The sequence below is a fragment of the Micromonospora sp. NBRC 110037 genome, from assembly GCF_001652995.1.
In the GTDB taxonomy this organism is placed as follows: Bacteria; Actinomycetota; Actinomycetes; order Mycobacteriales; family Micromonosporaceae; genus Micromonospora; species Micromonospora chalcea.
This window is the reverse complement of the sequence record NZ_BBVA01000004.1, coordinates 700,945-727,088: the sequence shown is the minus strand read 5'-3', so window position 1 is coordinate 727,088 and position 26,144 is coordinate 700,945. Positions and strand designations below refer to the sequence as shown.

At 71.9% G+C, this 26,144-nt stretch carries 26 protein-coding genes, 1 tRNA gene and 2 pseudogenes; 13 read left to right on the top strand and 16 right to left on the bottom strand.

The window, feature by feature from the left end:
* The 3 genes and pseudogenes from A4R25_RS16310 to A4R25_RS31145 all read left to right on the top strand — a co-directional run.
* Window positions 1–231 (top strand): annotated as a pseudogene (locus tag A4R25_RS16310) (transposase family protein); the annotation flags it as partial.
* Between the two features lie 454 nt (window positions 232–685).
* Entirely contained in the window at window positions 686–1,921 is a 1,236-nt protein-coding gene (locus A4R25_RS16305) for an IS110 family transposase (RefSeq protein ID WP_064447232.1), read from the top strand.
* Window positions 1,922–1,942: 21 nt separating this feature from the next.
* Window positions 1,943–2,047 (top strand): annotated as a pseudogene (locus tag A4R25_RS31145) (IS5/IS1182 family transposase); the annotation flags it as partial.
* Window positions 2,048–2,091: 44 nt separating this feature from the next.
* Here A4R25_RS31145 and A4R25_RS31140 read toward each other — a convergent pair.
* Entirely contained in the window at window positions 2,092–4,497 is a 2,406-nt protein-coding gene (locus A4R25_RS31140) for a transcriptional regulator (RefSeq protein WP_157539075.1), read from the bottom strand.
* Between the two features lie 689 nt (window positions 4,498–5,186).
* On the opposite strand from A4R25_RS31140, the gene A4R25_RS16295 reads away from it, so the two are divergent.
* A complete protein-coding gene (locus tag A4R25_RS16295; protein ID WP_064447230.1) occupies window positions 5,187–5,372 on the top strand; it encodes a hypothetical protein in 186 nt (61 codons plus the stop codon).
* Between the two features lie 47 nt (window positions 5,373–5,419).
* Here the strand turns inward: A4R25_RS16295 and A4R25_RS16290 are convergent, their stop codons facing one another.
* The 3 genes from A4R25_RS16290 to A4R25_RS16280 form a co-directional block, all read right to left on the bottom strand.
* Window positions 5,420–6,118 (bottom strand): hypothetical protein, encoded by a 699-nt coding sequence (locus A4R25_RS16290; RefSeq protein WP_064447229.1) that lies wholly within the window; start codon window positions 6,116–6,118, stop codon window positions 5,420–5,422.
* Window positions 6,119–6,491: 373 nt separating this feature from the next.
* Window positions 6,492–6,566: transfer RNA gene (locus A4R25_RS16285), tRNA-Val, on the bottom strand.
* Between the two features lie 50 nt (window positions 6,567–6,616).
* Window positions 6,617–7,156, bottom strand: a complete 540-nt coding sequence (locus A4R25_RS16280; protein ID WP_176722870.1) for a TIGR02611 family protein — start codon at window positions 7,154–7,156, stop codon at window positions 6,617–6,619.
* A gap of 274 nt (window positions 7,157–7,430) precedes the next feature.
* Here A4R25_RS16280 and A4R25_RS16275 point away from each other — a divergent pair, with 274 nt between their 5' ends.
* A complete protein-coding gene (locus A4R25_RS16275) occupies window positions 7,431–7,862 on the top strand; it encodes an SsgA family sporulation/cell division regulator (protein WP_007457244.1) in 432 nt (143 codons plus the stop codon).
* A gap of 72 nt (window positions 7,863–7,934) precedes the next feature.
* On the opposite strand, the gene A4R25_RS16270 is transcribed toward A4R25_RS16275, so the two are convergent.
* A complete protein-coding gene (locus A4R25_RS16270; protein ID WP_043325516.1) occupies window positions 7,935–8,711 on the bottom strand; it encodes a glucose 1-dehydrogenase in 777 nt (258 codons plus the stop codon).
* Window positions 8,712–8,869: 158 nt separating this feature from the next.
* Here A4R25_RS16270 and A4R25_RS16265 point away from each other — a divergent pair, with 158 nt between their 5' ends.
* Window positions 8,870–9,784 carry an AraC family transcriptional regulator gene (locus A4R25_RS16265; RefSeq protein WP_043325518.1) on the top strand — a complete coding sequence of 305 codons (915 nt, stop codon included), beginning with the start codon at window positions 8,870–8,872 and terminating at the stop codon, window positions 9,782–9,784.
* Window positions 9,785–9,791: 7 nt separating this feature from the next.
* Window positions 9,792–10,247: an Rrf2 family transcriptional regulator gene (locus A4R25_RS16260; RefSeq protein WP_013284925.1), complete on the top strand. Its 456-nt coding sequence runs from the start codon at window positions 9,792–9,794 to the stop codon at window positions 10,245–10,247.
* On the opposite strand, the gene A4R25_RS16255 is transcribed toward A4R25_RS16260, so the two are convergent.
* From A4R25_RS16255 to A4R25_RS31135, 7 genes are all read right to left on the bottom strand, one after another.
* A complete protein-coding gene (locus A4R25_RS16255; protein WP_064447272.1) occupies window positions 10,248–10,859 on the bottom strand; it encodes a malonic semialdehyde reductase in 612 nt (203 codons plus the stop codon).
* On the bottom strand, window positions 10,856–11,419 hold the full coding sequence (locus A4R25_RS16250; protein ID WP_043325522.1) for a flavin reductase family protein: 564 nt from the start codon (window positions 11,417–11,419) through the stop codon (window positions 10,856–10,858). Before A4R25_RS16250 ends, A4R25_RS16255 begins: the two co-directional genes overlap by 4 nt.
* A complete protein-coding gene (locus A4R25_RS16245) occupies window positions 11,416–12,750 on the bottom strand; it encodes an LLM class flavin-dependent oxidoreductase (protein ID WP_064447228.1) in 1,335 nt (444 codons plus the stop codon). Before A4R25_RS16245 ends, A4R25_RS16250 begins: the two co-directional genes overlap by 4 nt.
* 11 nt (window positions 12,751–12,761) lie before the next feature.
* Window positions 12,762–13,613, bottom strand: a complete 852-nt coding sequence (locus A4R25_RS16240) for an ABC transporter permease (protein ID WP_082931027.1) — start codon at window positions 13,611–13,613, stop codon at window positions 12,762–12,764.
* On the bottom strand, window positions 13,606–14,424 hold the full coding sequence (locus tag A4R25_RS16235) for an ABC transporter ATP-binding protein (protein WP_064447226.1): 819 nt from the start codon (window positions 14,422–14,424) through the stop codon (window positions 13,606–13,608). The genes A4R25_RS16240 and A4R25_RS16235 overlap by 8 nt, the downstream gene beginning before the upstream one ends.
* Window positions 14,421–15,449 carry an ABC transporter substrate-binding protein gene (locus tag A4R25_RS16230; RefSeq protein ID WP_064447225.1) on the bottom strand — a complete coding sequence of 343 codons (1,029 nt, stop codon included), beginning with the start codon at window positions 15,447–15,449 and terminating at the stop codon, window positions 14,421–14,423. Before A4R25_RS16230 ends, A4R25_RS16235 begins: the two co-directional genes overlap by 4 nt.
* Before the next feature lie 135 nt (window positions 15,450–15,584).
* The gene (locus A4R25_RS31135; protein WP_157539073.1) at window positions 15,585–15,725 is read right to left on the bottom strand and encodes a putative leader peptide; all 141 of its coding nucleotides are present in this window, start codon (window positions 15,723–15,725) and stop codon (window positions 15,585–15,587) included.
* A 200-nt stretch (window positions 15,726–15,925) separates the two neighbouring features.
* On the opposite strand from A4R25_RS31135, the gene A4R25_RS30385 reads away from it, so the two are divergent.
* Together A4R25_RS30385 and A4R25_RS16225 are read left to right on the top strand one after the other, a co-directional pair.
* The gene (locus A4R25_RS30385; protein WP_064498970.1) at window positions 15,926–16,099 is read left to right on the top strand and encodes a DUF4236 domain-containing protein; all 174 of its coding nucleotides are present in this window, start codon (window positions 15,926–15,928) and stop codon (window positions 16,097–16,099) included.
* A gap of 114 nt (window positions 16,100–16,213) precedes the next feature.
* Window positions 16,214–16,732, top strand: a complete 519-nt coding sequence (locus tag A4R25_RS16225; protein ID WP_064447224.1) for a potassium channel family protein — start codon at window positions 16,214–16,216, stop codon at window positions 16,730–16,732.
* On the opposite strand, the gene A4R25_RS16220 is transcribed toward A4R25_RS16225, so the two are convergent.
* Both A4R25_RS16220 and A4R25_RS16215 read right to left on the bottom strand, forming a co-directional pair.
* Window positions 16,698–17,600 (bottom strand): hypothetical protein, encoded by a 903-nt coding sequence (locus A4R25_RS16220; protein ID WP_064447223.1) that lies wholly within the window; start codon window positions 17,598–17,600, stop codon window positions 16,698–16,700. The genes A4R25_RS16225 and A4R25_RS16220 overlap by 35 nt on opposite strands.
* 48 nt (window positions 17,601–17,648) lie before the next feature.
* On the bottom strand, window positions 17,649–18,170 hold the full coding sequence (locus tag A4R25_RS16215) for a VOC family protein (RefSeq protein WP_043325531.1): 522 nt from the start codon (window positions 18,168–18,170) through the stop codon (window positions 17,649–17,651).
* A 50-nt stretch (window positions 18,171–18,220) separates the two neighbouring features.
* On the opposite strand from A4R25_RS16215, the gene A4R25_RS16210 reads away from it, so the two are divergent.
* Together A4R25_RS16210 and A4R25_RS16205 are read left to right on the top strand one after the other, a co-directional pair.
* On the top strand, window positions 18,221–18,691 hold the full coding sequence (locus tag A4R25_RS16210; RefSeq protein ID WP_064447222.1) for a MarR family winged helix-turn-helix transcriptional regulator: 471 nt from the start codon (window positions 18,221–18,223) through the stop codon (window positions 18,689–18,691).
* Between the two features lie 48 nt (window positions 18,692–18,739).
* A complete protein-coding gene (locus A4R25_RS16205) occupies window positions 18,740–20,332 on the top strand; it encodes a tetratricopeptide repeat protein (protein ID WP_064447221.1) in 1,593 nt (530 codons plus the stop codon).
* 4 nt (window positions 20,333–20,336) lie between these two features.
* Here A4R25_RS16205 and A4R25_RS16200 read toward each other — a convergent pair whose 3' ends face one another.
* Together A4R25_RS16200 and A4R25_RS16195 are read right to left on the bottom strand one after the other, a co-directional pair.
* Complete coding sequence (locus tag A4R25_RS16200) at window positions 20,337–21,740, bottom strand: cell wall metabolism sensor histidine kinase WalK (RefSeq protein ID WP_064447220.1); 1,404 nt, start codon at window positions 21,738–21,740, stop codon at window positions 20,337–20,339.
* A complete protein-coding gene (locus tag A4R25_RS16195; protein WP_043325535.1) occupies window positions 21,737–22,393 on the bottom strand; it encodes a response regulator transcription factor in 657 nt (218 codons plus the stop codon). Before A4R25_RS16195 ends, A4R25_RS16200 begins: the two co-directional genes overlap by 4 nt.
* A 95-nt stretch (window positions 22,394–22,488) precedes the next feature.
* Here A4R25_RS16195 and A4R25_RS16190 point away from each other — a divergent pair, with 95 nt between their 5' ends.
* Complete coding sequence (locus A4R25_RS16190) at window positions 22,489–23,598, top strand: sigma-E factor regulatory protein RseB domain-containing protein (RefSeq protein WP_064447219.1); 1,110 nt, start codon at window positions 22,489–22,491, stop codon at window positions 23,596–23,598.
* Between the two features lie 241 nt (window positions 23,599–23,839).
* Complete coding sequence (locus A4R25_RS16185) at window positions 23,840–26,059, top strand: AAA family ATPase (RefSeq protein ID WP_231915546.1); 2,220 nt, start codon at window positions 23,840–23,842, stop codon at window positions 26,057–26,059.
* The last annotated feature ends 85 nt before the right edge of the window (window positions 26,060–26,144 follow it).

Genomic DNA, 26,144 nt, shown 5'->3' with positions numbered 1-26,144 from the left:
TCAACGCATGACCTGACCGCCGCCCGCACCCACGGCATCATCGAAGCCTTGACCAGCGCCGATGTGATGACCTTCGCGGACAAGGGCTACCAGGGCGCCCGTGGCAGCCTGCGCATCCCGTTCAAGCGGCGCCGCTTCCGGCCGAAGCTGTCACGCCGGCAGAAGACGGTCAACCGGGCGCACGCGAAGATCCGCGCCCGCGGTGAGCGCGCGATCGCCACGCTCAAGACCTAATAGAACCCGAACGGCCGCCGTTGACCTCGGGACTATGCCGAAGCCGGGTGGATTCCTACTCAAGACCCCGGTCCTGTGAGGCCTCTTTCCAGGCTTGGTGCGCCCTGCCGAGTGCACGGTCAGGTGGTCGGGCGGCGGCCGTTCAGCCAGGATTGTCTCGATTGCCGGCGCACGGTCGCTACAGGCCCAGCACGACCGGCACTGCCGGGGCGGATCACTTCACACAGGTCAGGATGGTTACTTGTTCGTGGTTCGAGCCCGCCAGCATGATGCACCCCTCGCTTACCGGGAGCCGTCGAGCTCTGAACCAGCACGGGAGTCGTGGTGGTCGCTGGGATCGCGAAATGGCTAATCGGAGGGTAGGCCACGAGCCTCGCTATTAGGGTGCCGCGCGATCCTACCAGGGGTTTGACCTAGGCCGATGTAAACGTTCGAGTGAACGGGAGCAGCTTTGAGCAAGGTGTTCTGCGGAATCGACTGGGCCGAACGGCATCACGACGTCGCGCTGGTCGACGAGCACGGCGAGTTGGTGGCCAAGAGGCGCATCCACGAGACGGTCGAAGGTTGGCAACAACTGCTGGACATGATGGCCGCCGCCGGCGACACCGCCGAGGACCCGATCCCTGTGGCGATCGAGACGCCACGCGGGCTGCTGGTAGCGGCGTTGCGGGCCAGTAGCCGGCCCGTCTACGCGATCAACCCGATGGCGGTGTCCCGCTATCGGGACCGGCACAGCGTCTCGCGCAGCAAGTCAGACCACGCCGACGCGATGGTCTTGGCGAACATCCTGCGCACCGACGCCCACGTCCACCGCGCCTTGCCCGCTGACACCGAACTCGCTCGCGCCATCGCCGTCCTGGCCCGCGCGCAGCAGGACGCGACCTGGCGGCGCACCAAGGCATCTAACGAGCTTCGCTCACTGCTCCGCGAGTACTACCCGGCCTTCCTCGACGCTTTCATCAACCGCAAGGACTACCTGACCAGCAGCGACGCCCGCGCGATCCTCGCCGTTGCCCCAACGCCGGCAGCCGGGGCCAAGCTGAGCAAGGCACGCATCGCCGCAGCGCTGCGCCGCGGCGGCCGCCAACGCGGTATCGACGCCCTTGCCGCCGAGATTCAGCAGGCACTACGCGTGCCACACCTACGGCAACCGTCGATGATCGAGGACGCGATGGGCACTACCGCACTGGCGTTGCTGGCCACCCTCAACACCGAGTGCGCCAACGTCGCTCAGCTCGGCGAAGCCTGCGCCCAAGCATTCACTCAACACCCCGACTACCAGATCATCACCAGCTTTCCCGGCCTGGGTGACCTCACCGGCGCCCGTGTCCTGGCCGAACTCGGTGACGACCGCGCCCGCTTCACCGACGCCCGCGCCGTTAAGGCCTACGCCGGCTCCGCACCCGTCACCCGCGCCTCCGGACGGAGCATCTCCATCACTCACCGCCGCGTCAAGAACGACCGACTCGCTGCCGCCGGCTGGGTCTGGGCGTTCGTCGCCGCCACCAACTCACCCCACGCACGCGAGCACTACAAACGACGCCGGGAAGTCCACGCCGACCGCCACGCCGCCGCCCTACGCCACCTCTTCAACCGGCTCATCGGCTGCCTACACCAATGCCTCACCACACGGCAGCTCTACGACGAGACCAAGGCATTCCCCACCCGAAACCCAACCCTCGCTTGACCCTTACAGCTATCGGAGGTCTGGAAGATCCTGGCCAAGCTTCGCTGCTGCCCGCGCCGCGCTACCGCGATCGTGCAGGCCACCCTCGTCTTGCACCACGTCGAAGCCGCCCGCTACGCAGGATGAAAAAGGCTCATAGACCTTGCAAAGTCGGGCGAACGCTGGCATTCCTATATCGACGTGCCTGCGTCCGACGGTAGGACTATGGGAGCATCAAAATCCAGTCCGGTCGCTGGCATGCCGCAGCTAGTCAGTCCAAACCGTCGTAGCTGATCGGCGCTGGTGCAGTTGCTTGCCCGGTCCCACAGGTTGGCTAGGCACCACAACGCATCATCGTCGCCACGGTCGATAGCGCGCCGATACATGACCTCGGCTTCAGTGTAGTCCCCCGCCTGCTCGCGAAGCGCGGCCAGGTGCTTAAGCGCCTGCGTGTCACCGCGATCCGCAGCTTGACGATACAGAGGCTCAGCACCGAGGAGATTGCCTTCCCGTTCTCGCCATACGGCCAGGTTTTGCAGGATGTCGGTATAGCCGCGATCGGCAGCTTGTATGGCTAATGCTTCGGCGCCGACGCGATCGCCTGCTCGCTCCCGCAGCGGTGCCAGGTCTCGCAAAGCATTGGCGTCGCCACGGTCAGCGGCTTGTAGAGCGAGTGCCTCGGCGCTGGCGTGATCGCCCCTTCGTTCTCTCAGTTGCGACAGGTGCCACAACGCCCGAGTGTTGCCGTGGTTAGCCGCCTCAAGGGCTAACACCTCGGCGCCAGTTGCGTCCCCTGCCTGTTCCCGCAGCCGGGCTAGGTCCCACCACGCTTCTGTGTAGCCCCGATTGACCGCCAGCTGATACAAGTCAGCGGCGGAGGCGGTATCTCCGGCCGCCTGCCGTAACTCAGCTAGGTCCCGCAACGCCTGGATGTCGCCGCGGTCGGCCAACTGCTGGAACAAGTCGGCGGCGGAGGCGGTATCTCCGGCCGCCTGCCGTAACTCAGCTAGGTCCCGCAACGCCTGGATGTCGCCGCGGTTGGCAGCCTGCTGGTACAAGTCCATGGCTGCAGCGGTGTCCCCGGCGGCCTCGCATCGTTCAGCAAGGTCCCGCAGCAACTCGGTGTTGCCTTGATCGGCGGCGCGGACAGCTATGGCTCTGGCGCCGGCAATGTCGCCTTCTCCGTAGCGATGTCGTACCAGATCCCGCAGCGCACGGGTGTCGCCGCCGCTAGCTGCCTCCAACGCCAGCATCTCGGCACCATCGGCGTCGCCGGCCTGCTGCCGCAGATGCGACAGGTCCCGCAACGCCCCCTTGTCGCCGCGCTCAGCTGCCTGCCGGTACAGGGCCACGGCGCGGGCACGATCAAACGTCATGCTGTGCTGGAAGGCAAGCTCACGCAGCACCTGTGTGTTGCCGTAGTCGGCGGCCTGGGTAGCGATGGCCTCGGCGCTCGCCGAATCCCCTAGCCGCTCAGCCGCCAAGGCCATGAGCCGCAACACGTCGGTATCGCCGTGATCGGCAGCTTGCTGAAGTAAGGCGGCGGCAGCGTCGCGGTCACCGTTCGACACTCGAAATCTAGCGAGGTACATGAGGCTGCGGCTGTCACCGTGAGCGACAGCCATCCGATAGAGGTTGACGGCGTGTTGGTATCGACCTCGTTTTCGAGCATGATCGGCAAGGCGACGTAGCAGGTCGGGGTCGCTGACGGTCTTAGCGGTAGCGATCCAAAAGCTGTCGGGAGGAAAAGCTGCAGCGCGTTCGGCGCGGCCACTCTGTTCCAAATAGTCGGCCAAGCGGTAGCGGGGTTCGCCAGATGAGTTGGCGAGGTCTCCAGGTCGGGCACGGATCCGTGTCAAGGGGCCGCGAACGCCGTGGCAGGGTTCTTCGGTGTAGTCCAAAGCCCTTTCAAGCCAACCTTCACCGGCCTGCTGCCATTCCAGATCGGTCAGATAGCCAGGGGCCGCCTGTTCCAATAGACTATGCGGGATCTGCACCGAATACCCAATCCGTCGTGCATCGATCGCTACGTCGATAACAGCTCTGGCTGCAGGAAATGCATTGCGGTAGCGAGCCGACAACTCCGGCACACCGGCCAGGTGCTGGGTAACCCGCCCATCAGCGGCGTGCCTGACGGCGTGCCTCAGTCGGACATCCCCAGTTGCGGCATCGGCCAGCGCTCTCAGTTCGGCTGCGGTGAAGGCCTCCGGGACCCGCATGTCGGCGCCAGAAAGCAGCTGTCGCGCTTGGGCGTACTGATCGGGTTTCTCCACCTTGGGAGCAGCCGTTAGCGTTGTCCAATACTCCGGCCACAGTGTCGCGAGAACCAGCACTGGACCCCGCGCCGGGTCGGCAAGCAGGGTCCGCAGCCCAGCCGCGATCCTTTCACCCACTCCAGGATCAGCCGTGAGCAGATAGTGCTGTGCTTCATTGAGCCATACCACTGTGCGCGGCCCCACATCAGCTACCGCCCGGGCAGCGGCCTCCGGACGAGAAGGGTCGATCGGATGCCAGAGCTGCCACCGCTCATCCAGGACCTGAATCGCCTCCCAGCAAGCCCGGGTCTTTCCGGTCGACGAGCCCCCCACCAGAACCACGAACTCGCTGCGTCCGTTGGCAGCGGACTGCACCGCCTCGCGGAGCCGTGCATCGTGTCCCCGAGACACATACGGTGGCATCTTCGGTAGCACGCCGTCGTGGCCGGGCACGTCCATCGCCCGGTGCACCTCCAGCCTCAGGGGATCGCAGTCGCTGATCGGCTTACCGAGCCGGGAGCGCTCCGGTACAGACCTGGCGGGGCGAGTCCGTGGCCGACCGGCGCGGGCGCTGTGGTCACGGCGGGCCCGTTCGTGCAGCTCCTGCCACCAGGCCCAGCCCTCCGCTCGATAAGAGCTGGTTCGCTGTGCAGCCATGGGCTGCAGGAAGGTCACAAGAAACCTCACCGCTCGTGGGTCCTGCGGCAGGTGCCGACCACCGAACCAGTCGCTGAGGCTACGCGGCGCCAGCAGGACTGAGGGCTCCTGTCGTCCAGCCTGCTTAATCAGCAGCCGATGCTCCGGTCTACCAGCGGCCTCGTATAGCTCACGCAGTGCAGAAGCGAATCGGTCCGCGGCAGAGGACTCGGTCGTCACCTGGCTACCCTCTTCGAGCCGGATCCGGGCCGGATCCGGGCCGGAGTTTTTCCCACCGGTTGCGACCTGGCCATTCCCGCATTTTAGCGGACGGCGGATCGCCGGAAAACGACCGGAGCGGCAGAAAAGAGCGACAGCAACGCCTCAGTTCGACTATGGAGACCTGGATGCCGAACCTTCCTGACTTACTCGACACCACGGCAGCGACGGCCAGCGCCGGCGGGCTGCTCTACGCCACTACGGTGACGGCAGCGGCACTCACCGCCCTTCTCACCCGAACCCCCACCCGCCGCCGCACCGCCGTCGAGATCCTCAAGATCTTGCTTCGCCGCCGCTCGTAATGCACAACTTTGCCCGGGTCCCGGACCGGGACGGGACCCGGGCTTGGTCACACGTCCGTCCGCTGATCGATCGCTGCCTCGTAGAAGGCGTCCGCGAGCGCCATGATGACGGCGTTGATGTCCGGGCCGTCGCTGAAAAAGTAGACGGCCATTGTGTTGTGGGCCTCCTGGTTGTCGACGACCGCCTCAGTGACCGCCGCTTGAAGGTCCTGCGACTCCATGAACTGCCTCTTCGAGTTCACCTTGGCCTGGTTGACCAAGCCCGGATAGGCGAGCAGCCACTGCACGAGCCCTTGCACGAACTCACGGACCTGGGAGGCGGAAAACGACTCGGCACCGAAAAGGTCGTTCATCTTGTCGATGACCACCTGTAGGGCGACGTACTTCGGTTCTCTCCGGGTGCCGGTGCCCGCAGCGCCGATGCCCTTGAGCTGGCCCTCACCGGTCAGTGAGGTGTCGGCCGCCGTCGCCTTGGTGTGCTTTACCCCGACCAGTACCACGTCGGAAAGGTCGACCTCTGCAGCCCAGGAGGCATCTGCGATGACCTTCTCAAGGAGCCGCAGGAAAATCGACAGGGGCTCCATGTAGGGGTCGCCGTAGTTGACGATCTGGCTCATGAAGTCGTAAAGCCGGACGTAGGTGGAGACGTCCTTGCGGAACAGGTCGAGGGTGTTAAGGGTGACCTTGTCGTCGGCCTCCATCGCTGCCGCATAGCGGCGGGCGAAGTCGTTCTTGGCCAGGCTCATCGCCGCGCGTGCCGTCCGAACAGGCGCCGCACAGTCTACGACCGGTGCCCTTGCGCGACGGGTCCGTCCTGCTGCCCTTATCCCCGCACGCCGACTTCGCCCCCATCGCTGGCCACAGGACTCGCCATATGGAGCGCCGAACGGAGGGCCCATCGACCCGCGCCGCCAGCAGGCCCGTAAGCCACAACCGGCGCGCCATGATGGGTGCCGGTAGCGATACTTCTCAAGAGACCGACAGGCAACACCGCACGACGCAGCCGGACACCAGCGCGCCGGACACCCTGCTCCCGATCTGCTCCCAATTCAAGGGGCAAGACGGCAGACGCCCGTTACCGGCTACTCCGGCGACGGGCGTCTGACCTGCATACATGCATGGTGGGCGATACTGGGATCGAACCAGTGACCTCTTCGGTGTGAACGAAGCGCTCTCCCGCTGAGCTAATCGCCCTCAGCGCGCATGACTCTACCCGATCACCCGCCCGGACCAAAAACCGGCCCTCAGTGCGTCGCGAGGTAGTGCAGCGCCTGCGCCACGACGTCGATGCCGAGGCTGTACTTGAGCGACAGCCACACCACGACGGACACGAACACGAGCCCGACCGCGCCCAACACGAACCGCACTCCCAGTGACTGTCGCTTCACCCATTGCGTCCAGGAGTTGACGTGCCGGCGGGTGAACGCGAGCAGCCGTCGCGCCCAGTGGAACTCGACGGCCCAGACGCCGAGGCCGGCGATGACCAGCAGCCAGCCGGGCCCGGGCAGCGGGATCAGCGCGATGCCGACGGTGACCACGATCGCGCCGAGGATGCCGATGAAGATCTTCAGGGCGACGCGGCCGGTGGGGTTGGCGCGGATGAGTTCGAGGGTGGTGTGCAGGCGCAACCGCCAGCCACGTCGGCGCCGGCGCTGCTCCGTGAGAGTGCCTCGCGACCGCCCTTCCACAGGCACCTCGTACCCCCGACTTTCGGCTGCTCGGGCCGCACCTTTCGGCGATTCGGCCGTGGTCCGCGACGTCACCGACCCGCCCCCCGTGACCATTTCCACCCCCAGTGTCGCGCGGGACCGTCACCCCTGCTGACGACTGGACGTTACCGGAGTAAGTCGACGACTGAACCACCCGTTGCCGGGCGGGACGACGGAGTGGGCGGAACCGGAAATTCTACGCGGGGCCGAGTGGTTCCCGGGGGCTTTCCGAACCCCTTCCCACCACTGGGTGAAGTCAGCGTATGGCGGAGCGTAGCCAGGAGCAGCACCTGAGTATGGGAAAAGCGGGACACGCGCGTTCCGCAGCGGTGCCGGGGGGAGAACGTCCATGAGTGTCATCCGACCGACGACCGTAGAGGTCGAGACGTCGCTAAGGCTCGTCGCGCCTGACGCCACCGCCTTGCCGGTGCGTGCCAGTCTGCGTTACGACCCTGCTGACCCGTATGCGGTCCATGTCCTGTTCCACGCCGAGTCCGCCGGCGGCGAGGCGGTGAGCTGGTCGTTCGCACGCGAACTGCTGGTCACCGGGCTCGACGAGCCGGCCGGCATCGGTGATGTGCGGGTCTGGCCGTGGGCCACACCGCGCGGCGACTTCGTCGCGCTCGCGCTGTCGTCCCCGGACGGCAACGCCCTGTTCGAGGTTCCGCGCAGCGTGCTGGTGCGCTTCCTGCGCCGGACCTACGTCGTCGTCCCGCGCGGCCGTGAGGCCGAGCACCTGGACGTCGACACCGCGGTGAACCGGCTGCTCGCCGGTCGCTGACACGGCAACACCCGGGGCCGCGCGGATCTGCCGAGTCCGCGCGGCCCCGGGCCGTCTTCACCGGGGTACGCCTCAGCCGCGCGTGGTGATTCCGCCGTCGACCGGGATGACCGCGCCGGTCAGGTACGCGCCGGCGCGCGACGCCAGGTAGATCGCCGTGCCCGCCATGTCCTCGGGTCGCCCGATCCGGCCCAGCGGCACCTGCTGCTCGATCGCCGAGCGCGACTCCGGGTCGTCGAGCGCGAACGCCATCATCTTGCTCTCGAACGGGCCGGGCGCGATCGCGTTGACGGTGATCCGCTCGCCGGCGAGCTGGTGGGCGAGGCTGCGGGTGAGCATGTGCACGGCGGCCTTGGTGGCCGAGTACGCGTACACCTCCATCCACGGCACCCGGATGCCGTCGACCGACCCGATGTTGATCACGCGGGCGGGGTCGTCGGCGCCGGCCGCGGCGCGCAGTTGCGGCAGCAGCGCGGTGGTGAGCCGGAAGACCGCCTTGACGTTGACCGCCCAGAGCTTGTCGAAGGCGCCCTCCGGGTACTCCTCCAACGGCGCGCCCCAGGTGGCGCCCGCGTTGTTCACCAGTACGTGCAGCCGGTCGTGGCGTTCCCGCACGGCTTCGGCGAGCGCCAGCGCGCCCGCGTCGCTGCCGAGGTCGGCCGGGATCGCCTCGCAGTGCCCTTCGGCGGAGAGTTCCTTGGCGACCGACTCGCACACGTCGGCCTTGCGCGAGGAGATGATCACCTTTGCGCCGGCCCGTACGAAGCCCCGCGCGATCATCAGTCCGATCCCCCGCGAACCGCCGGTGACCAGCACCGTCTTGCCGTCGACCGAGAACAGTTCCGTCATGCTCATCCCATCGCCGTCGCCCGGCCGGGGGCCGGTCGGCCGACCCGGGGCTTACCGATCGGTAACCTAACCGTCGGCCGTGCGTGCCGACAAGACCGGTCCGTGCGGGCGAAACCGTCGAGATGCAACGTGCGGCCGGGCCGGTTACCGTCGGGGAGATGGTCACTACCGGTCAGCCCTCCCCGGCCACCCGCACCGGCCCGCCGGAGCCGCGCCCCGGCGCCGACGAGATCCTCACCGGTGCGCTCGACGACCTCGCCGCCGAGCCCGGCTGGCCCCGGCCGGTCCTGCTCGACCGCGATGTGCTGATCCTGGTCACCCACGGTCACGGCACCGCCGAGCTGGACTTCCGGCCGGTGCCCTGCCGGCCCGGCACGCTGCTGCGCGCGTACCCCGGTCAGGTGTTGCGGTGCGTCGGCGCGCAGCTCGACGCGACAGTGGTGAGCTGGCGGCCGGACGCGCTGGCCGGCCTCGACGTCGACCCGGACTCGGTGCCCGCCCACCGTCAGCTCGCCGGCGAGGACGAGGACGCGGTGATCAGCGAGGTCAGCCAGCTCGCGGTGGACGCCGAACGGCACGCGATGGTGCCGCCCGCCGCGGCGCTGCTGCGTCACCAGCTCGCGGTGCTGCTGCTGCGGCTGAGCCTGCTGCCGCACCCGGAGAACGGGGCCGCGCCCCGGGCCGAGACCGACACGTTCCGGCGGCTGTGCCGCGAGGTGGAACGCGGCTACCGGCACACCCGCCGGGTGGAGGACTACGCCGCCCAGCTGGGCTGTTCGGTGCGTACGCTGACCCGGGCCTGCCTGGCGGTGACCGGGCGCAGCGCCAAGCAGGTCATCGACGAGCGGGTCGCGTTGCAGGCGTGCCGGCTGCTGGCCGCCACCGACGAGTCGATCGCCCGGATCGGCCGGGACCTGGGTTTTCCCGAGCCGACGAACTTCGGCCGCTTCTTCACCCGGGAGGTCGGGGTGAGCCCGGGGACGTTCCGGGCCAACCGGGAGCGCCCGCTACCCGTCCGTCTGGTGCGACCACGGCCGCCCGCCGACTCCCCCGCACCCACCGGCCAGGCATGATGGCACTGTGCAGATCTCCGCGCGCGGCGACTACGCGGTCCGGGCAGCCCTGAGCCTGGCCACCGCGTACCCCACCCTGCTGTCCACCCAGGCCATCGCGGCGGAGCAGGACATGCCGCGCAAGTTCCTCGAGGCGGTCCTGGCCGACCTGCGCCGGGCCGGGGTCGTCCGGGCCCAGCGCGGCGCCGAGGGCGGCTACACGCTGGCCCGGCCGCCGCGCGAGATCACCATCGGGCACGTGTTGCGCGCCGTCGACGGCCCGCTCGCCGGGGTACGCGGGCTGCGCCCCGAGGAGACGCGGTACGAGGGGGCGGCGGAGAACCTGCCCCGCCTCTGGGTGGCGGTACGCGCCTCGGTGCGCCGGGTGGTCGACGAGGTGAGCCTGGACGAGCTGGTCAGCGGCCGGCTGCCGGCGCACGTGCGCAAGCTGACCGCCCAGCCGGACGCGTGGGAGCCGCGCTGATCACAGCGTGCTGACCACCTCCTCGTAGGGCAGGCGCGGCAGCCGCTCCCGCCAGGCGTCCGGCGCCGGGCGGCCGATGTTCATCAGCAGCAGCACCCGGTGCCGCCCGTCCGGGAAGAACTCCCGTTCCACAGCGGCCGCGTCGAACCCGGCCATCGGCCCGGCGGCCAGCCCGGCGGCGCGTACCCCGACGAGCAGGTAGCCGATCTGGAGCGCGGCGTTGAACCGGGCCTGGGCCTCCCGTCCGGCCGGGTCGCCGGTGAACCAGTCCCGCGCGCCGGGGCGGTGCGGGAACAGTTCGGGCAGCCGGTCGTGCCAGTCCACGTCGGCGGCGAGCACCGCGGTCAGCGGCGCGCCGGCCGTCTTGTTCCGGTTGCCGGCGCTGACGTACGGCAGCAGCCGCGCCCGGGCCGCCGCCGAGCGCAGCAGCAGCACCCGCAGCGGCTGGGCGTTCATCGCGGTCGGGCCGTACCGGACCAGGTCGTGGATGGCGCGTACCTGCTCGTCGCCGACCGGTTGGTCGGTGAACGCGTTGGCCGTGCGGGCCGCCCGGAACAGCAGGTCCTGGGCGGCCCGGTCGAGCGCGATCAGCTCGTCGGCGGCGGTGGTCACCACGCCTCGGGCCAGTCGCCGAGCGTGGTGGTGTAGCCGCCGCGGTGGTGCAGCAGCGGGTCGCCGTCCTCGCCCGCGCCGAGCGCGAGCGGCTCGCCGAGCAGGATGGTGTGGTCGCCGGCCTCGATCCGGCGCACCACCCGGCACAGCAGCACGGCGAGCGCGTCGCCGATCAGCGGCACGCCGAACGGCCCGGTGGTCCAGCCCGGGTGGGCGCTGAATCGGTCGATGCCGCTGGTGGCGAAGATCTGCGCGATCTCCTGCTGGCCGGAGGCGAGCAGGTGCACGGCGACGTGCTCGGCCTGCTCGACGGTGGGCCAGCTCGACGAGGCGCGGCCCAGGCAGACCGAGACCAGCGGCGGGTCCAGCGACACCGAGGTGAACGAGGTGGCGGTGAAGCCGGCCGGCGGCAGGTCCGGCCGCATCCGGTTGCCGCGCAGGCCGGGGGTGGTGACCACGGTGACGGTGGACGCCTGGCGGCGCAGCAGGCCGCGGAACGAGTCGACGTCGACCGGGCGCAGCTCGACCGTTCCGGCGCCGGGCCGGTCCACGGTGGTCACGACGCCACCAGCTCACGGGTCGCGTAGACGCTGGCCGGCCGGGGCAGGCCGTAGTGCTCGCGCAGCGTGCGCCCGGTGTACGCGGACCGGAACAGCCCGCGCCGGCGCAGCAGTGGTACGACGTGGTCCACGAAGTCCTCCAGTCCGTCGGGGAGCAGCGGTGGCATGACGTTGAAGCCGTCGGCGGCGCCCTGGGTGAACCAGAGCTCGATCTGGTCGGCGATCTGTTCCGGGGTGCCGACCACGACGCGGTGTCCGCGTCCACCGCCGAGGCGGCCGATGAGCTGCCGGAGCGTGAGCCGTTCCCGCCGGGCCAGCTCGACGACGAGCTGGTAGCGGCTCTGGTGCGACTGCACCGTGCCGGCGTCGGGCGGGTCGGGCAGCGGGCCGTCCAGCGGCAGCCCGGTCAGGTCGAGGCCGGTCATGCCGGAGAGCTGGGCGAGCGCGTGCTCGGGCACGATCAGGGCCTCCAGTTCGTCGGCGAGGTCGCGGGCCTCCTTCTCCGTACCCCCGATGACCGGCGCGATACCGGGCAGCACCTTGACCAGGTCGGGATCACGTCCGGCGTCGGCGGTGGCCCGTTTCAGCGCGGCGTAGAACGCCTGGCCGTCGGCGAGCGTCTGCTGGGCGGTGAACACGGCCTCGGCGTACCGGGCGGCGAACGCGATCCCGTCGGCGGACGAGCCGGCCTGCACCAGCAGCGGCCGGCCCTGCGGCGCGCGGGGCGTGTTCAGCGGCCCGCGGACCCGGAACCGCTCCCCGGCGTGGTCGATCTCGTGCACCCGGGCGGTGTCGGCGAAGACGCCCGCGGCGGCGTCCAGGACCAGCGCGTCGTCCTCCCAGCTGTCCCAGAGCTTGATCGCCACGTCGACGTACTCGGCGGCCCGCCGGTAGCGGTCGGCGTGCGCCGGGTGGTCGTCGAGGTTGAAGTTGCGGGCCTCCCGGGCCTGGGCGGAGGTGACGATGTTCCAGCCGGCCCGGCCGCCGCTGAGGTGGTCCAGCGACGCGAACGCGCGGGCCAGGTTGAACGGTTCGGTGTACGTGGTGGAGGCGGTGGCGATCAGGCCGATGTGCTCGGTCGCGGTGGCGATCGCGGCGAGCAGCGTGATCGGCTCGAAGACGGCCTGGATGTTGTGCCGTACGGCCGGTCCGACGGCGAGCCCGTCGGCGAGGAACACCGAGTCGAGCGTGCCCCGCTCGGCGATGCGGGCCAGGTTCTGGAAGTGGCGTACGTCGGCCAGGCGGCTCGGGTCGGCGCGGGGGTGCCGCCAGGCCGCCTCGTGGTGGCCGACTCCCATCAGGAAGGCGTTGAGGTGCAGGGTCCGGGACATGGCGGTTCCTCTCAGGCGGTGGTGACGTCGACGCGCCAGGTGGAGAAGCGGCGTTCCCCGGCGACGAGGAGCTGGTTGACCACCAGCCCGATGGCGGAGATGGTGATGATCCCGGCGTACATGTCGGGGATCGCGAAGTTGTACTGCGCGTAGTTCACGAGGTAGCCGAGCCCGGCCTTGGCGCCGACCATCTCGGCGGCGACGAGCACCAGGATCGAGTACGCCCCGGCGAGCCGGACGCCGGTGAACACGGTCGGCACGGCCGCCGGCAGGATCACCTTCTGGAACAGCCGCAGGTGGTTGAGCCCCATCGAGCGGGCCGAGCGGATCAGCAGCGGGTCGACGCCCTTCACGCCGGCGACGGTGTTGAGCAGGATCGGCCAGGAGCAGGCGTAGACCACCAGGGCGATCTTCGACGTCTCGCCGAGCCCGAGGATGAGCACGAAGACCGGCAGCAGCGCCAGCGCGGCGGTGTTGCGGAACACCTCCAGCAGCGGGCTGAGCAGGTCCGCGAGCGGCCGGTACCAGCCGATCAGCAGGCCGAGCGGGATGGCGGTGACGACGGCGAGCGCGAGCCCGGTCAGTGAGCGGGTGAGACTGGCGCCGACGTGGTCGGCGAGCTGGCCGGTGCGCAGCAGCTCCCACCAGGCGGCGAGCACTTCGGACAGCGGGGGCAGGAAGACCCGGTCGACCAGCCCGGCGCGGGGCACCGTCTCCCAGATCGCGGCCAGCGCCAGCAGCGCGGCGCTGCGGTGCAGCGCCCGGCCGCCGAGGCCGAGCAGGCGTGCGGGCCGGCCGGGCGCGACGGCCGGAGCGGGCGGGGCGGCCACCGGCCGGGCCGGCGGTGCGGCGACGTCAACCAACGCGGGCCTCCTCGCGTACGGCGGACTGCGCGGCGCGTACCTCGTCGCGCAGCAGCGTCCAGATCTGGTGCCGGTGGTGGCGGAACGCGCCGGTGGAGCGGACGTCCTCCTCGGCCTCCCGGTCGCCCAGCTCGATGTCGATGACCTGCTTGATCCGGCCGGGCCGGGACGTCATCACGGCGACCCGCTGACCGAGGTGCACCGCTTCGTCGATGCCGTGCGTGATGAACACGATCGTCTTGCCGGTGGCCTGCCAGATCCGCACCAGCTCGTCCTGCAGCGAGTCGCGGGTCTGCGCGTCGAGCGCGGCGAACGGCTCGTCCATGAGCAGCACGTCCGGGTCGTACGCGAGGCTGCGGGCGATGGCGACGCGCTGCTTCATGCCGCCGGACAGCTCGAGCGGGTAGCGGTCGGCGAAGCCGGTCAGCCCGACCAGGTCGAGGTGGTACGCGACCCGCTCGGCGCGCTCGGCGCGGGGCAGGCCCTTGGCCTCCAGTCCGAACGCGACGTTGCCGGCGGCGGTACGCCAGGGCAGCAGCGCGTACTGCTGGAAGACGATGCCCCGGTCCAGGCCGGGCCCGGTGACCGGGCGGCCGTCCACGAGCACCTGCCCGGCTGTCGGGGTGGCCAGCCCGCCGAGCAGGTCGAGCAGTGTGGACTTGCCGCAGCCGCTGGGGCCGACGACGACCAGGAACTCGCCGGGGCGTACCCCGAGGGTGAGGTCGTCGAGCGCGGTGACCGCGCCGCCGCCGCCACGCCGCCCGGGGAAGACCTTGCGCACCCGGTCGAAGCGGATCTTGTCGGTGCTCATGCGCCACCGCCTGTGGCCGCGGCGGCGTTGAACCGGTTGGTGTAGAGGTCGGACGGTTTCGGCCGCTCGCCCTTGAGTTCGCCGGTGTCGGCCAGCCAGTCGATCCAGGTGGCGAACTCCCGGTCGGTGATGAGGCCGCCGGGTTCGGCGACGCCGCTGGACTTCCAGTACTCCACGAGCGTGGTGTCCTCGTTGCGTCCGCGCTTGGCGATGATCGCCTTGAGCCGGGCCACCACCGTCTCGCGCGGCTGGGTGCGCGCCCACTCGATCGCCTTGCCCACTGCGGTGACGAACGTCCGGACGGTGTCCGGGTTACGGGTGAGGAAGTCGTCGCGGAAGACGTAGCTGCCGGCGCTGAACGCGCCGAGGAGTTCGTAGTCGGTGAAGACGGTGCGGATGCCGCCGTTCGCGACCGCCTTGTCGCGGATCACGCCGCCGAGCACGGCGACGTCGATCTGCCGGGCGCGCAGCGACTGCTCGGTGTTCACCGGCGGGAGCGCGACCAACTCGACCTTGCCGATCTCGGCGGCGGTGAGGCCGCCCCGGGCCAGCCAGGTGCGCAGGACGGCCTCGGCGTGCGCGCCGAGCGTGTTCATGCCGACCCGCTTGCCGATCAGGTCGCGCGGGCCGCGGATCGGGCTGCCGTCGAGCACGTAGTAGCCCTGGAACGTCTGCGCGTCGGAGCCGTAGTAGCTGACCACCGCGGTGATCGGGGCGTTGGCGGCCTGGAGCTTGACGATCGCGCCGTTGAACGCGCCGCCGAAGTCGCTCTGGCCGGTGGCGGTGGCCTGGATGTCGGCCGGGCCGCCGGTGACGTTGCCGATCCAGTTGAGCGTGACGTCGCCGAGGTAGCCGAGGTCGGCGGCGAGTTCGGGGAGGGTCACCTGGCCCACCGAACCCTGGTAGCGCAGTTCCTTGGTCTGTGCGCCGGCGGCGGCGTCGGCGCCGCACGCGGTGGCGGTGGTGAGGGCGAGCAGGGCGACGGCGGCGGTGAGGGCACGCCGCGGTGATCGGGTCGAGGGCATGGCGGAGTCTCCTGATCTGTCCACGATGCGGTGGAGGGGGCCCGCGCGGGGCCGGGGAGCACGCCGTGCCGCGCCGGGCCACGGTGCGCCGGCTGCGGGAACGGACGGGCGGAGAGGGAACGACGAGCGCTCGGCTCAACAGAGCGCGCTCGCGTGCCGGACCAGGTCGACGTGCACGCGAGCGGTGAGGAGAAGCTCGTCCCGCTGCGACATGCCCTCATGCTGCCGACCGTTCTCCACGCCGGTCAATGCCCTTCCATTCAGTGAGACTTTCATCGCTGGCTTTGTTACGACCCACCCCCACCAGCATTTACGACTCCTTAACACCTACCCGTTGGATAGAGATTTTGCCGGGCGGCAGTCCCACCGTCCAGAGCGGACCGGGCAGGGTTTCGCGAATCGTCGATCCGGGCATGTTCGATGCCGCGAAGGCATGCAGACGACTGCAGAGGCAGGGAGAGAAGGAGGCACCCCCGATGGGCGTCCAGTTCCGCAAGCGTAAGAAGTACGGGCCGCTGATCCTCCACTTCACCCAGAACGGCTTCTCGTCGTGGAGCATCAAGATCGGCCGCTGGTCCTGGAACTCGAACACCCGCGCCCACCGCGTGGACCTTCCGGGGCCACTGTCGTGGAAGCAGGACAAGGCCTGACCTTCCCAGGCGACGAGCGGGGTGCCGGCGACGTGCCGGCACCCCGCTCGTCGTCTGCGGGCCGGGTTCGCGGTTCCGCCCGCCACGGCGTCCCCGTGACCGGAGAATCGCCGCATGACGGACCTGTCCCTGCGGCGGATACGACGGCGGGCCGTGGCGGCCTGCGCGCTCATGCTGGTCGGCTACTTCCTCGTGCCGGTCGAGGCCGACCCGAACGGCCTGCGGCTGGCCCTGCGCTCGATCGGCACGGCGATCCTGGTGGCCGTGATCGCGTTCCTGGTCACCGGTCAGGTCCGCCGCCAGCTCGTCAAGGACCAGCCGACCGGCCGGGACGAGGACCGGGCGCTCACCCGGCTCGCGGTCGCGCTGATCGCCGGACTGCTGGTCTTCGCGCTCGGCGACTACGTGGTGGCGAACACCCGGCCCGGCGAGTTCGTCGGCCTGCGCACCCGGGTCGACGCGCTCTACTTCGCGCTGGCCACCCTCACCACTGTCGGCTACGGCGACGTACACGCCCAGGGCCAGATCGCCCGCATCGCGGTGTGCGCGCAGATGGTGTTCAGCATCGGTGTGGTCGCCACCGGAGCCTCGATAGTGGTCAAGCAGATGACCCAGCGTTCGGGGCGGCGCTGATCAGCACGTCCCCGCCGAGCCGGCCGTGCTCGGGATCGCGGGTCGCCGCGCCGGAGGCGAGCAGCGAGGCCAGCGCCCGGTTGGCGTCGGCGGCCCGGTAGACGGTCGCCGTGGTGGCGAAGCGGCGCAGCTCGGTGACCGTACGCGGACCGGAGCGGGCCAGCTCGGCCAGCAGTTCCCGGCGCAGCGGGCCGGGCTCGGGTTCGAGCGAGATGTCGAGCAGCCGCCCCTGCGGGTCGGCCGGGTCGCGGTAGCGCACCCCGGCGTACTCGTCGACCGCCCAGAGCGCCTCCTTGACCGTCTCCAGCCCCTTGTCGGAGCCGGTGGCGTAGCCGAGCAGCCGCGCCGGGGCGTCCCCGTCGGGCACCAGCTCGACCTCGGTGGCGAGCGGGAACCCGGCGGCGCTCAGCGCCGGGCGCAGCGACCGGCCGGGCACGGTGACCAGCAGCAGCTCGGCCGGGCGGCCGGACGCGGCGGCGGCGAGCAGGGCCGGGTCCGGGTCGGCGCCGTCGGCCACGGTGAGCAGCGGCGCGCCGGCCGCGCCCGCGGCCTTGAGCGCCACCGGCAGCCGGTCCGGTCCGCCGGGCACCAGGTGCACGGCGACGTCGGCCGGCAGTGCGGCCTCGGCGGCGCCGAGCCGCGTCGCCAGGTCGGTGCCGTCGTCGGCCACCACCAGCACGGTCAGCCGCCGCCCGCGCAGCCGGTCGGCGAACTCGGCCACCACCCGCAACGCCTCCTCCGCGCCGGTGGCGTCACCCCCGGCGTACGCGAGCGCGAGCGTGGCCCGCCGCGCCCGGTGCAGCGCGGCGGGGAGCCAGTGGTCGAGCTGGCGGACGAGCAGCTCGCGCAGGACGGCGTCGGTCGACATGGTGCCGTTTCTACCGCACGGCGCGGCGGGACCGGCCGTGAACCCCGCTCAGACCGGGACGGAGATGCCCACGCCGCCGCGGGTCTGCCCGCCGTAGCGCTGCCGCTCGCGGTCCAGGTCGAGCCGCCCGATGCGGGTACGCGCGGCCAGCGCTGCGTCGTCGAGCAGCTCGGCCGGGACGATCCAGACGATCTCGAACTCCAGCCCGTCCGGGTCGCGGCCGTAGAGGCTCTTGGTGGTGCCGTGGTCGGACGCGCCGACCAGCGCTCCGGCGGCGGCCAGCCGCTCGGCGGTGGCGCCCAGCTCGTCGAGCGTGTCCAGCTCCCAGGCCAGGTGGTAGAGGCCGACGGTGGCCCGGCCGGCCTGGGACGCCCCGGCCGCCGCGCCGATCTCGAACAGCCCGAGGTCGTGGTCGTTGGTGGAGTCGGGCGCCTGGAGGAACGCGGCGCCGCGGAAGCCCTCGGGCGTCATCGGGACCCGCCGGAAGCCCAGCACGTCGCGGTAGAAGGCGACGCTGCGCTCCAGGTCACTGACGTAGAGGACGGCGTGGTTGAGTCGGTGGATGCCCATGCCACCGACCGTACCCCGGTTTTGTTGAGCGTTCAACTATCGGCGCTATGATGGGCGTCATGACCCGGTGGCTGGACCCCGACGAGCAGCGGACCTGGCGCGCCTTCCTGACCGCCTCCCGGGCGCTGATGGACGCGCTCGACCGCGAGCTGCAACGCGACGCGGGCATGCCGCACGCGTACTACGAGATCCTGGTCCGCCTCTCCGAGGCCCCGGACCGGCGGCTGCGGATGAGCGAACTGGCCGAGCTCACCGGCTCCTCGCGCAGCCGGCTCTCGCACGCCGCCGCCCGGCTGGAGGCGTCCGGGTGGATCCGCCGCGAGGACTGCCCCACCGACCGGCGCGGGCAGATCGCCGTGCTCACCGACACCGGCTTCGCCACCCTGGCCGCCGCCGCGCCCGGCCACGTCGAGGGGGTACGCCGGCACCTGTTCGACGCGCTCAGCCCGGCCCAGGTCGACCAGCTACGCCGGATCAGCGAGACGCTCGCCGAACACTTGACGGATTCGGGACCAAACTGATCCACTCCGGGTCTTGTACATACCGTCGCCGGACGAGCACGATGGGGCGTGTCCTCCGGCTTCGCTGACCTGACCGTCCAGGCGCACCAACTGGTGTCCGAAGGCGACCTCACCGGCGCGGAGCGGCTGCTCGCCGACGCGCTCAGCGACGCCGATCCCCGCCCCGACAACGCCTCCCCCGAACTGGCCGAGGCGGCCGGACTCCAGGCCCGGGTGCTCGTCGCGCTCGGCGAGCCGCACTCCGCCCGCGGCTGGGCCGCGTTCGCGTACGCGGCCGCCACCCGGCTGTTCGGCCGCTCCGACGAGCGCACCGTCACCGCCGCCGCGACGCTCGCCGCGGTGCTGCACCGGGTCGGCAGCGACGCCCGGGCCGCCCGGCTCTACTCCGACGTCATCATCGAGCTGACCGCCCGCGACGGCCCGGAATCGCAGCGGGTGCTCGCCGCGCACGCCGACCTGGCCACCGTGGAGTACGCGCGCGGCCAGTGCGAGGTGGCCCGCGACCGGTTGCAGGACGCCTGGGAGCTGCACCGGGAGGTCTACGGCGACGGCCACCCCAGCGGCATCAAGATGCTGGCGAAGCTCGGCGCGATGGAACGCGACTGCGGCCGGTACGCCGAGGCGCACGAGCACCTGACGCTCGCCGAGGAGCTGTGCCGCCTGCACCTGGACCCCGACGACCCGCTCGCCGCCCAGGTGGCCGGGCTGGCCCGCGCCGCCGCCGACCCGGACCACGTCTGCCCCGCGCCCCCGCCCGCGCCCGCTCCCGAGCCGCCGCCCGCCCGGACCACGCCGGTGGTGCCCGCCGCGCGGGTCCCGCCGCAGGACGAAGGGCCGCACGACCTGCCGCCGTACAGCCCGCCCGCGCTGGACGAGCCGGTCGAGACGCCGCTCTACCACCCGCCCGGCCGGGCCGCCGAGACCGCGCACGTGCCGACGCCGCGTACCGCGCCCGACGCCGACGCCGACGCGCTCGACGACTACCCCTGGCCGCCCGACGAGCCGGCCGACCAGCTGTGGCGCCCCGGCGCGGACCCGCTGCCGCCCACCGTGGTCGGGCTCACCGGCGACGAGCCGGACGGCGTACGCCGGGTGCCACCGGCCCCGCCCGAGCCGCCGTCGCGCTACCTGCCGGTGCACGTGCCCCGGCCACCGGCCGCCGAGCGGCGCACACTGCCCTGGCTGCCGCTCGTGGTGCTCGGCGTGGTGGTGGCGCTGCTGCTCGGCACCATCGCGGTGATCGCCGGGGTGTCCCGGGTGGACGACCGCCGCGACACCCCGCCACCGGCCACCGGCGCACCGGCGTCCAGCGCGCCTCCGCCCACCTCCGCCGGTCCCGCGCCGTCCACTCCCGCCGCCGCCAAGCCCGGTACCCCGCCCGGCAGCTTCACGCTCACCGACCGCCGCGACAGCATCGTGCTGAGCTGGACGTACCCGCCGGGCGCGGAAGGACCGGTGGTGGTCGCCGGCGGCCGTGCCGGGCAGCCGCAGGGCACGTTCGCCACGCTGCCCGCCGGCTCCGCCGACTACATCGCCTACGGGCTCGACCGCACCACCGACTACTGCTTCACCGTCGCGCTCGTCTGGTCCACCGACACCGTCGCCCGCACCGGCCCGGTCTGCACCACACGCCGCCGCTGACCGCTCACTCCGGGTCCGGCTCGGCCAGCGCGGGCAGCCGTACCGTCGCCCGCAGCCCCGGCGCGGCGGCGCCCGGCGTCGCGTCGGCCAGCTCCACCGCGCCGCCGGCCCGGCGCACCAGCTCACGCACGATCGCCAGGCCCAGGCCCGCGCCGCCCGCGTCGCGGGCCCGCGCGTCGTCCAGCCGGGTGAACCGGGCGAACACCCGCTCCCGGTCCGCCGCCGGGACGCCCGGCCCGTCGTCGGTCACCGTGACCAGGTGGTACGCCCCGTCCGGCCCGCTCACGGCCAGCTCCACGCCGGTACGCGCGTGCCGCAGCGCGTTGTCCACCAGGTTCACCAGCACCCGGCGCAACTCCCCCGCGTTCCCCTCGACCCACAGCGGCCCGTCCGGGAGCGTCAGCCGCAGCGGCGGCGACGGGTAGCGGGCCGCCACCGCGCGCACCAGCTCGCCCAGCTCCACCGGGCCCACCGGCGCCGGGCGGGCGTCCTGCTCGTCCAGGCGGGCCAGCAGCAGCAGGTCGTCCACCAGGCGGCTGAGGCGCTCGGTGTCGGCGAGCAGGTCGTCGGCGACCGCCGGCCAGTCGGTGTCGTCGCCGAGCCGCCGCGCCACCTCCAGCTCGGTACGCATGTTCGTCAGCGGGCTGCGCAGCTCGTGCGCGGCGTCGGCGACGAACGCCCGCTGCCGGTCCCGGGACGCGGCCAGCCGGTCCAGCATGTCGTTGAGCGTGACCGCGAGCCGGTGGATCTCGTCCTGCCCGGCCGGTACGGGCAGCCGCTCCGCCCCGGCCCGCCCGGTGATCTCGGCGGCGCCGCTGCGCAACTGCTCGACCGGTCGCAGCGTCGCGCCCACCACCCGCCAGGCCACCACGCCCAGCCCGGCAACCAGCAGCGGGAAGCCCACCAGCAGCAGGTTGCGGACCACGCGCAGGCTGTGCCGCACGTCGGTGAGCGACCTGGCGACCAGCACCGTACGCGGCTCCTGCGGCGTGCCGGCCGGCACCGTGACCACCCGGACCGGGCCGGGCATGCCGACCCGCCGCCCGTCCACCACCAGCCGCTGCCGCTGCCCGGGCCGCAGCTCGTCCGGGCCGAGCATCGGCACCAGGCGGTCCGCGTCGATCGAGGCGGCCCGGATCCGGCCCTGGACGTCGACCACCTGCACCCGCAACTGCCCGCCGGCCACCGGCAGCGGGTCCGGCAGCGCGTCCTCGGCGGTGAGCAGCGCCACCGCGTCGGCGGTACGCAGCGCCTCCTCGTCCACCGAGCGCTGCAGCGTCCAGCCCAGCGCGCCGACCAGCAGCGTCCCGCCGAACGCGAACCCGACCGCCAGCCCCAGCACACCGAGCGCGAGCAGCCGGGCCCGCAGGCCGAGGCGCGGCAGCGGCCCGCGTACCCAGCGGCTCACGTGGCCAGCCGGTAGCCCGCGCCGCGTACCGTCTCCAGCCGTTCCCGGCCGATCTTGCGGCGCAGGTAGCCGACGTAGACCTCCACCGCGTTCGGGGCGGTGTCGACCGAGGCGTCCCAGACGTGGTCCAGCAGCTCGGTCTTGGAGACCACCTCGCCGGGGCGGCGCATCAGATAGTCCAGCAGCGCGTACTCGCGACTGGTCAGCACCACCTCGGCGTCGGCCCGGGTGACCCGGCGGCGGGCCGGATCGAGGCGCAGGTCGCCCACGGTGAGCACGGTCGGCCGGCGGGGCGCGCCGCGACGCAGCAGCGCCCGCAGCCGGGCCAGCAGCACCACGTACGAGAAGGGCTTGGTCAGGTAGTCGTCGGCGCCGCAGTCCAGGCCGTCGGCCTGGTCGTACTCGCCGTCCTTGGCCGAGAGCATCAGCACCGGCAGCCAGCGCTGCTCGGCGCGCAGCCGGCGCACCACCTCGTAGCCGGACAGGCCGGGCAGCATCACGTCGAGGATCATCGCGTCGTACTCGCCGTGCCGCGCCGCGTCCAGCCCGGCCGGGCCGGTCGCCGCCACGTCCACCGCGAAACCCTCCGCCGACAGACCACGGCGCAGCGCCGCCGCGAGCCGCGTCTCGTCCTCCACCACCAGCAACCGCACCGGTCCAGGGTGCCACCATGGGGTCACCCGTAGGGGATCTCCTCAGCGTGGTCACAGCGACGCTCGCGCAGCATGGTGCGCAGGAGGTGCACACTATGTCCGTGATGAAGAACCGCGCCGTGCTGCGCTGGCTGGTCCCGGTGACCGCGGGGGTCGCCGTGATCGGCGGTGGCGCCGCCGTCGGCACGTTCGCCGCCGGCGCCGACCCGGCGCTGCCGCCGCGCAGCGCCGCCCAGCTCCTGGAAGACCTGCGCACGTCCCGCCTGGACGGGCTCTCCGGCACCGTGGTGCAGCGCGCCGACCTCGGCCTGCCGCCGATCGCCGCGCTCGCCGGCCGGGCCGCCGGCAACGACCTGGCCGGCCTGGTCTCCGGTACGCACACGCTGCGCGTCTGGTACGGCGGCGAGGACCGGCAGCGGCTCGCGCTGGTCGACACGCTCGGCGAGCAGGACATCCTGCGCAACGGCCGCGACGTGTGGACCTGGAACAGCCGGGAGAACACCGCCACGCACCGGCTGCTGCCGGCCGACGCGCCGGACCGGGCCACCGTGCCGGCCACCCCGGCCGACGCCGCGGACCGGGCGCTGGAGGCGATCGACCCGACCACCGCGGTCACCGTCGGCCGCACCGCCACAGTGGCCGGGCGGGACGCGTACGAGCTGGTGCTCACGCCGCGCGACAAGGCGTCCCTGGTCCACCAGGTCCGGATCGCGCTGGACGCGAAGGAGCACGTGCCGCTGCGCCTGCAGGTGCTCGCCGACGGGCAGGACGAGCCCGCGTTCCAGGTGGCGTTCACCCAGGTCGACTTCCGCACGCCGGAGGCCGACCAGTTCCGGTTCAACCCGCCGCCCGGCGTGAAGGTCACCGAGGCGACCGAGGGCGAGCGGCCCGGTCCGGCGGGCAAGCGGTTCGATCGCAAGGACGCCGAGAAGCCGGACGTGCGTACCGTCGGCACCGGCTGGACCACCGTGGTGGTCGCCAAGATCGGCGATGCGGCGACCGGCGACGGCGCGAAGCCCGGCGCGGACGCGCCGGACGCCCAGATGCTCGCCCAGGTGCTCGGTGACCTGCCGAAGGTCAGCGGCGACTGGGGCAGCGGCCGGCTGCTCAGCGGCAAGCTGTTCAGCGTGCTGCTGACCGACGACGGCCGGGTGATCGCCGGTCTGGTCACGCCGGAGCGGCTCTACCAGGCGGCCAAGGGCTGAGAATCGCCGTGCCCGGGGCCCGGTCGGCTGACGTCGACCGGGCCCCGAGTCGTGTCCGGGCTTGGTCGGGTGGCGGCCGACGCGCTATCTTTCTCAGTTCAGGCACAAAAAAGGAATGGCTTCTGAATGCCATTCCTGCGGCAATTTTAGTCAATGAGGAGCCGGATTGTCAACGCACTCCGACGTGTCGGCTGACCTGCGCCAGGACGACGAGATCGGCCGCGAGCAGGAATACGTCTCGATGCTGTACGACCGGCTGGACGGCATGCGGGAACAGGCCGCCCGGCGGCTCGACGAGGAGTTGCGCCACACCGGCGGCACACAGCAGGCCCGCTCCCAGCGCGACTCGACCGTGGCGATGTACGCCGACCAGGTCGAGCAGTTCTCCGCCGTGGAGAGCGGCCTGTGCTTCGGCCGCCTCGACGGCGACGACGGCGCGGTCCGCTACATCGGCCGGATCGGGATCTTCGACTCCTCCGGCGACTACGACCCGCTGCTGATGGACTGGCGCGCCCCCGCCGCCCGGCCGTTCTACCTGGCCACCGCCGCCAACCCGCAGGGCGTACGCCGCCGCCGGCACCTGCGTACCCGCGACCGCAAGGTGACCGGGCTCAACGACGAGGTGCTGGACATCACCGCCGCCTCCCCCACCGCCCACGAGGAACTGACCGGCGAGGCGTCACTGCTCGCCGCGCTCAACGCCGGGCGGACCGGCCGGATGCGCGACATCGTCGAGACCATCCAGGCCGAACAGGACCGGATCATCCGCGCCGACCTGCCCGGCGTGATGGTGGTGCAGGGCGGCCCCGGCACCGGCAAGACCGCGGTGGCGCTGCACCGCGCCGCGTACCTGCTCTACACCCACCGCCAGCAGCTCTCCACCCGCGGTGTGCTGCTGGTCGGCCCGAACGCCACGTTCCTGCGCTACATCTCCCAGGTGCTGCCCACGCTGGCCGAGACCGGCGTGCTGCTGCGTACCCAGGCAGACCTGTTCCCCGGCGTGCACGCGCGCCGCGCGGAACCCGCCACCACCGCGGCGCTCAAGGGCCGCGCGGTGCTGGCCGACGTGCTCGCCGCGGCCGTCCGCGACCGGCAGTGGGTGCCCGACGAGCCGGTCACCATCGAACTGCCGCAACGGGAGGTGCTGACGCTCGACCCGGACACCGTGCGGCAGGCCCGCGACCGGGTACGCCGCACCGGCCGCCCGCACAACCTGGCCCGCGCCCTGTTCGACGTGGAGATCGTCCACGCGCTCGCCGACCAGGTGGCCGAGCGGATCGGCGCCGACCCGCTCGGCGGGGAGAACCTGCTCTCCGAGGCCGACCGCGCGGAGATCCGCCGCGAGCTGCGCGAGGAGCCGGAGATCCGGGCCGCGCTGGACGAGCTGTGGCCGGTGCTCACCCCGCAACGCCTGCTCGCCGACCTGTACGCCTCGCCGGAGCGGATCGCCACCGCCGCGCCGATGCTCACCGAGGACGAGCGGGCCGCGCTGCACCGCGAGCCGGGCGGCTGGACGCCCGCCGACGTGCCGCTGCTGGACGAGGCCGCCGAACTGCTCGGCGAGGACGAGCGCGCCGCCGTCGCCCGGCGGGAGCGGATCCGGGCGCTGGAACGCGAGTACGCCGAGGGCGTGCTGGAGATCTGGCGCGGCTCCCGCTCCATCGACGTCGAGGACGAGGCAGACGGCGGCGAGATCCTCGGCGTCACCGACCTGATCGACGCCGACCGGCTCTCCGAACGGCAGGAGGAGTCCGACCGGCTCACCACCGCCCAGCGCGCCGCCGCCGACCGGACCTGGGCGTTCGGGCACGTCATCGTGGACGAGGCGCAGGAGCTGTCGCCGATGGCGTGGCGGCTGCTGATGCGCCGCTGCCCCAGCCGGTCGATGACGATCGTCGGCGACGTGGCGCAGACCGGCGCGCTCGCCGGCACGCCGTCGTGGGGCGAGGCGCTGGCGCCGTACGTGGCGGACCGGTGGCGGCTGGAGGAGCTCACGGTCAGCTACCGCACCCCGGCCGAGATCATGGCGGTCGCCGCCGACGTGCTCGCCGAGATCGACCCGGCGCTGCGGCCACCCCGCTCGGTACGCGCCACCGGCGTACCGCCGTGGGACCGGACCGTGCCGGCGGACCGCCTCGTGGTCGAACTGGTCGAGGCGACCGCCCGGGAGGCCGCGTCGCTCGGCGACGGGCGGCTCGGCGTGCTGGTGCCGACCGGGCGGGTGGACGAGCTGGGCGGCGCGGTGGTGGCGGCGCTGCCGGAGGCGACAGTGGGTGAGCAGCCCGAGCTGGCGAACCGGGTGGTGGTGCTGACCACCGAGCAGGCCAAGGGCCTGGAGTTCGACTCGGTGCTGGTGGTCGACCCGGCCCGCATCGTGTCCGAGTCCCCGAGGGGCCACAGTGACCTCTACGTGGCCCTGACAAGAGCCACCCAGCGCCTGGGCATCCTCCGCACCCCCTGACCGCCTCCGCCTCCGCCCCGTTGATCATGGAGTTGGCGGCCTTGTCGATCTCCAAGTCGGCCGCCAACTTCATGATCGACCGGGC

Coding starts and splice junctions, on each gene's coding strand:
- A4R25_RS16295 (WP_064447230.1), top strand. CDS start 5,187: ATGGAGACCTGGATGCCGAACCTTCCTGACTTACTCGACACCACGGCA.
- A4R25_RS16290 (WP_064447229.1), bottom strand. CDS start 6,118: ATGAGCCTGGCCAAGAACGACTTCGCCCGCCGCTATGCGGCAGCGATG.
- A4R25_RS16280 (WP_176722870.1), bottom strand. CDS start 7,156: ATGGTCACGGGGGGCGGGTCGGTGACGTCGCGGACCACGGCCGAATCG.
- A4R25_RS16275 (WP_007457244.1), top strand. CDS start 7,431: ATGAGTGTCATCCGACCGACGACCGTAGAGGTCGAGACGTCGCTAAGG.
- A4R25_RS16270 (WP_043325516.1), bottom strand. CDS start 8,711: ATGACGGAACTGTTCTCGGTCGACGGCAAGACGGTGCTGGTCACCGGC.
- A4R25_RS16265 (WP_043325518.1), top strand. CDS start 8,870: ATGGTCACTACCGGTCAGCCCTCCCCGGCCACCCGCACCGGCCCGCCG.
- A4R25_RS16245 (WP_064447228.1), bottom strand. CDS start 12,750: ATGTCCCGGACCCTGCACCTCAACGCCTTCCTGATGGGAGTCGGCCAC.
- A4R25_RS16235 (WP_064447226.1), bottom strand. CDS start 14,424: ATGAGCACCGACAAGATCCGCTTCGACCGGGTGCGCAAGGTCTTCCCC.
- A4R25_RS16230 (WP_064447225.1), bottom strand. CDS start 15,449: ATGCCCTCGACCCGATCACCGCGGCGTGCCCTCACCGCCGCCGTCGCC.
- A4R25_RS31135 (WP_157539073.1), bottom strand. CDS start 15,725: ATGAAAGTCTCACTGAATGGAAGGGCATTGACCGGCGTGGAGAACGGT.
- A4R25_RS30385 (WP_064498970.1), top strand. CDS start 15,926: ATGGGCGTCCAGTTCCGCAAGCGTAAGAAGTACGGGCCGCTGATCCTC.
- A4R25_RS16225 (WP_064447224.1), top strand. CDS start 16,214: ATGACGGACCTGTCCCTGCGGCGGATACGACGGCGGGCCGTGGCGGCC.
- A4R25_RS16220 (WP_064447223.1), bottom strand. CDS start 17,600: ATGTCGACCGACGCCGTCCTGCGCGAGCTGCTCGTCCGCCAGCTCGAC.
- A4R25_RS16215 (WP_043325531.1), bottom strand. CDS start 18,170: ATGGGCATCCACCGACTCAACCACGCCGTCCTCTACGTCAGTGACCTG.
- A4R25_RS16210 (WP_064447222.1), top strand. CDS start 18,221: ATGGGCGTCATGACCCGGTGGCTGGACCCCGACGAGCAGCGGACCTGG.
- A4R25_RS16190 (WP_064447219.1), top strand. CDS start 22,489: ATGTCCGTGATGAAGAACCGCGCCGTGCTGCGCTGGCTGGTCCCGGTG.
- A4R25_RS16185 (WP_231915546.1), top strand. CDS start 23,840: ATGCTGTACGACCGGCTGGACGGCATGCGGGAACAGGCCGCCCGGCGG.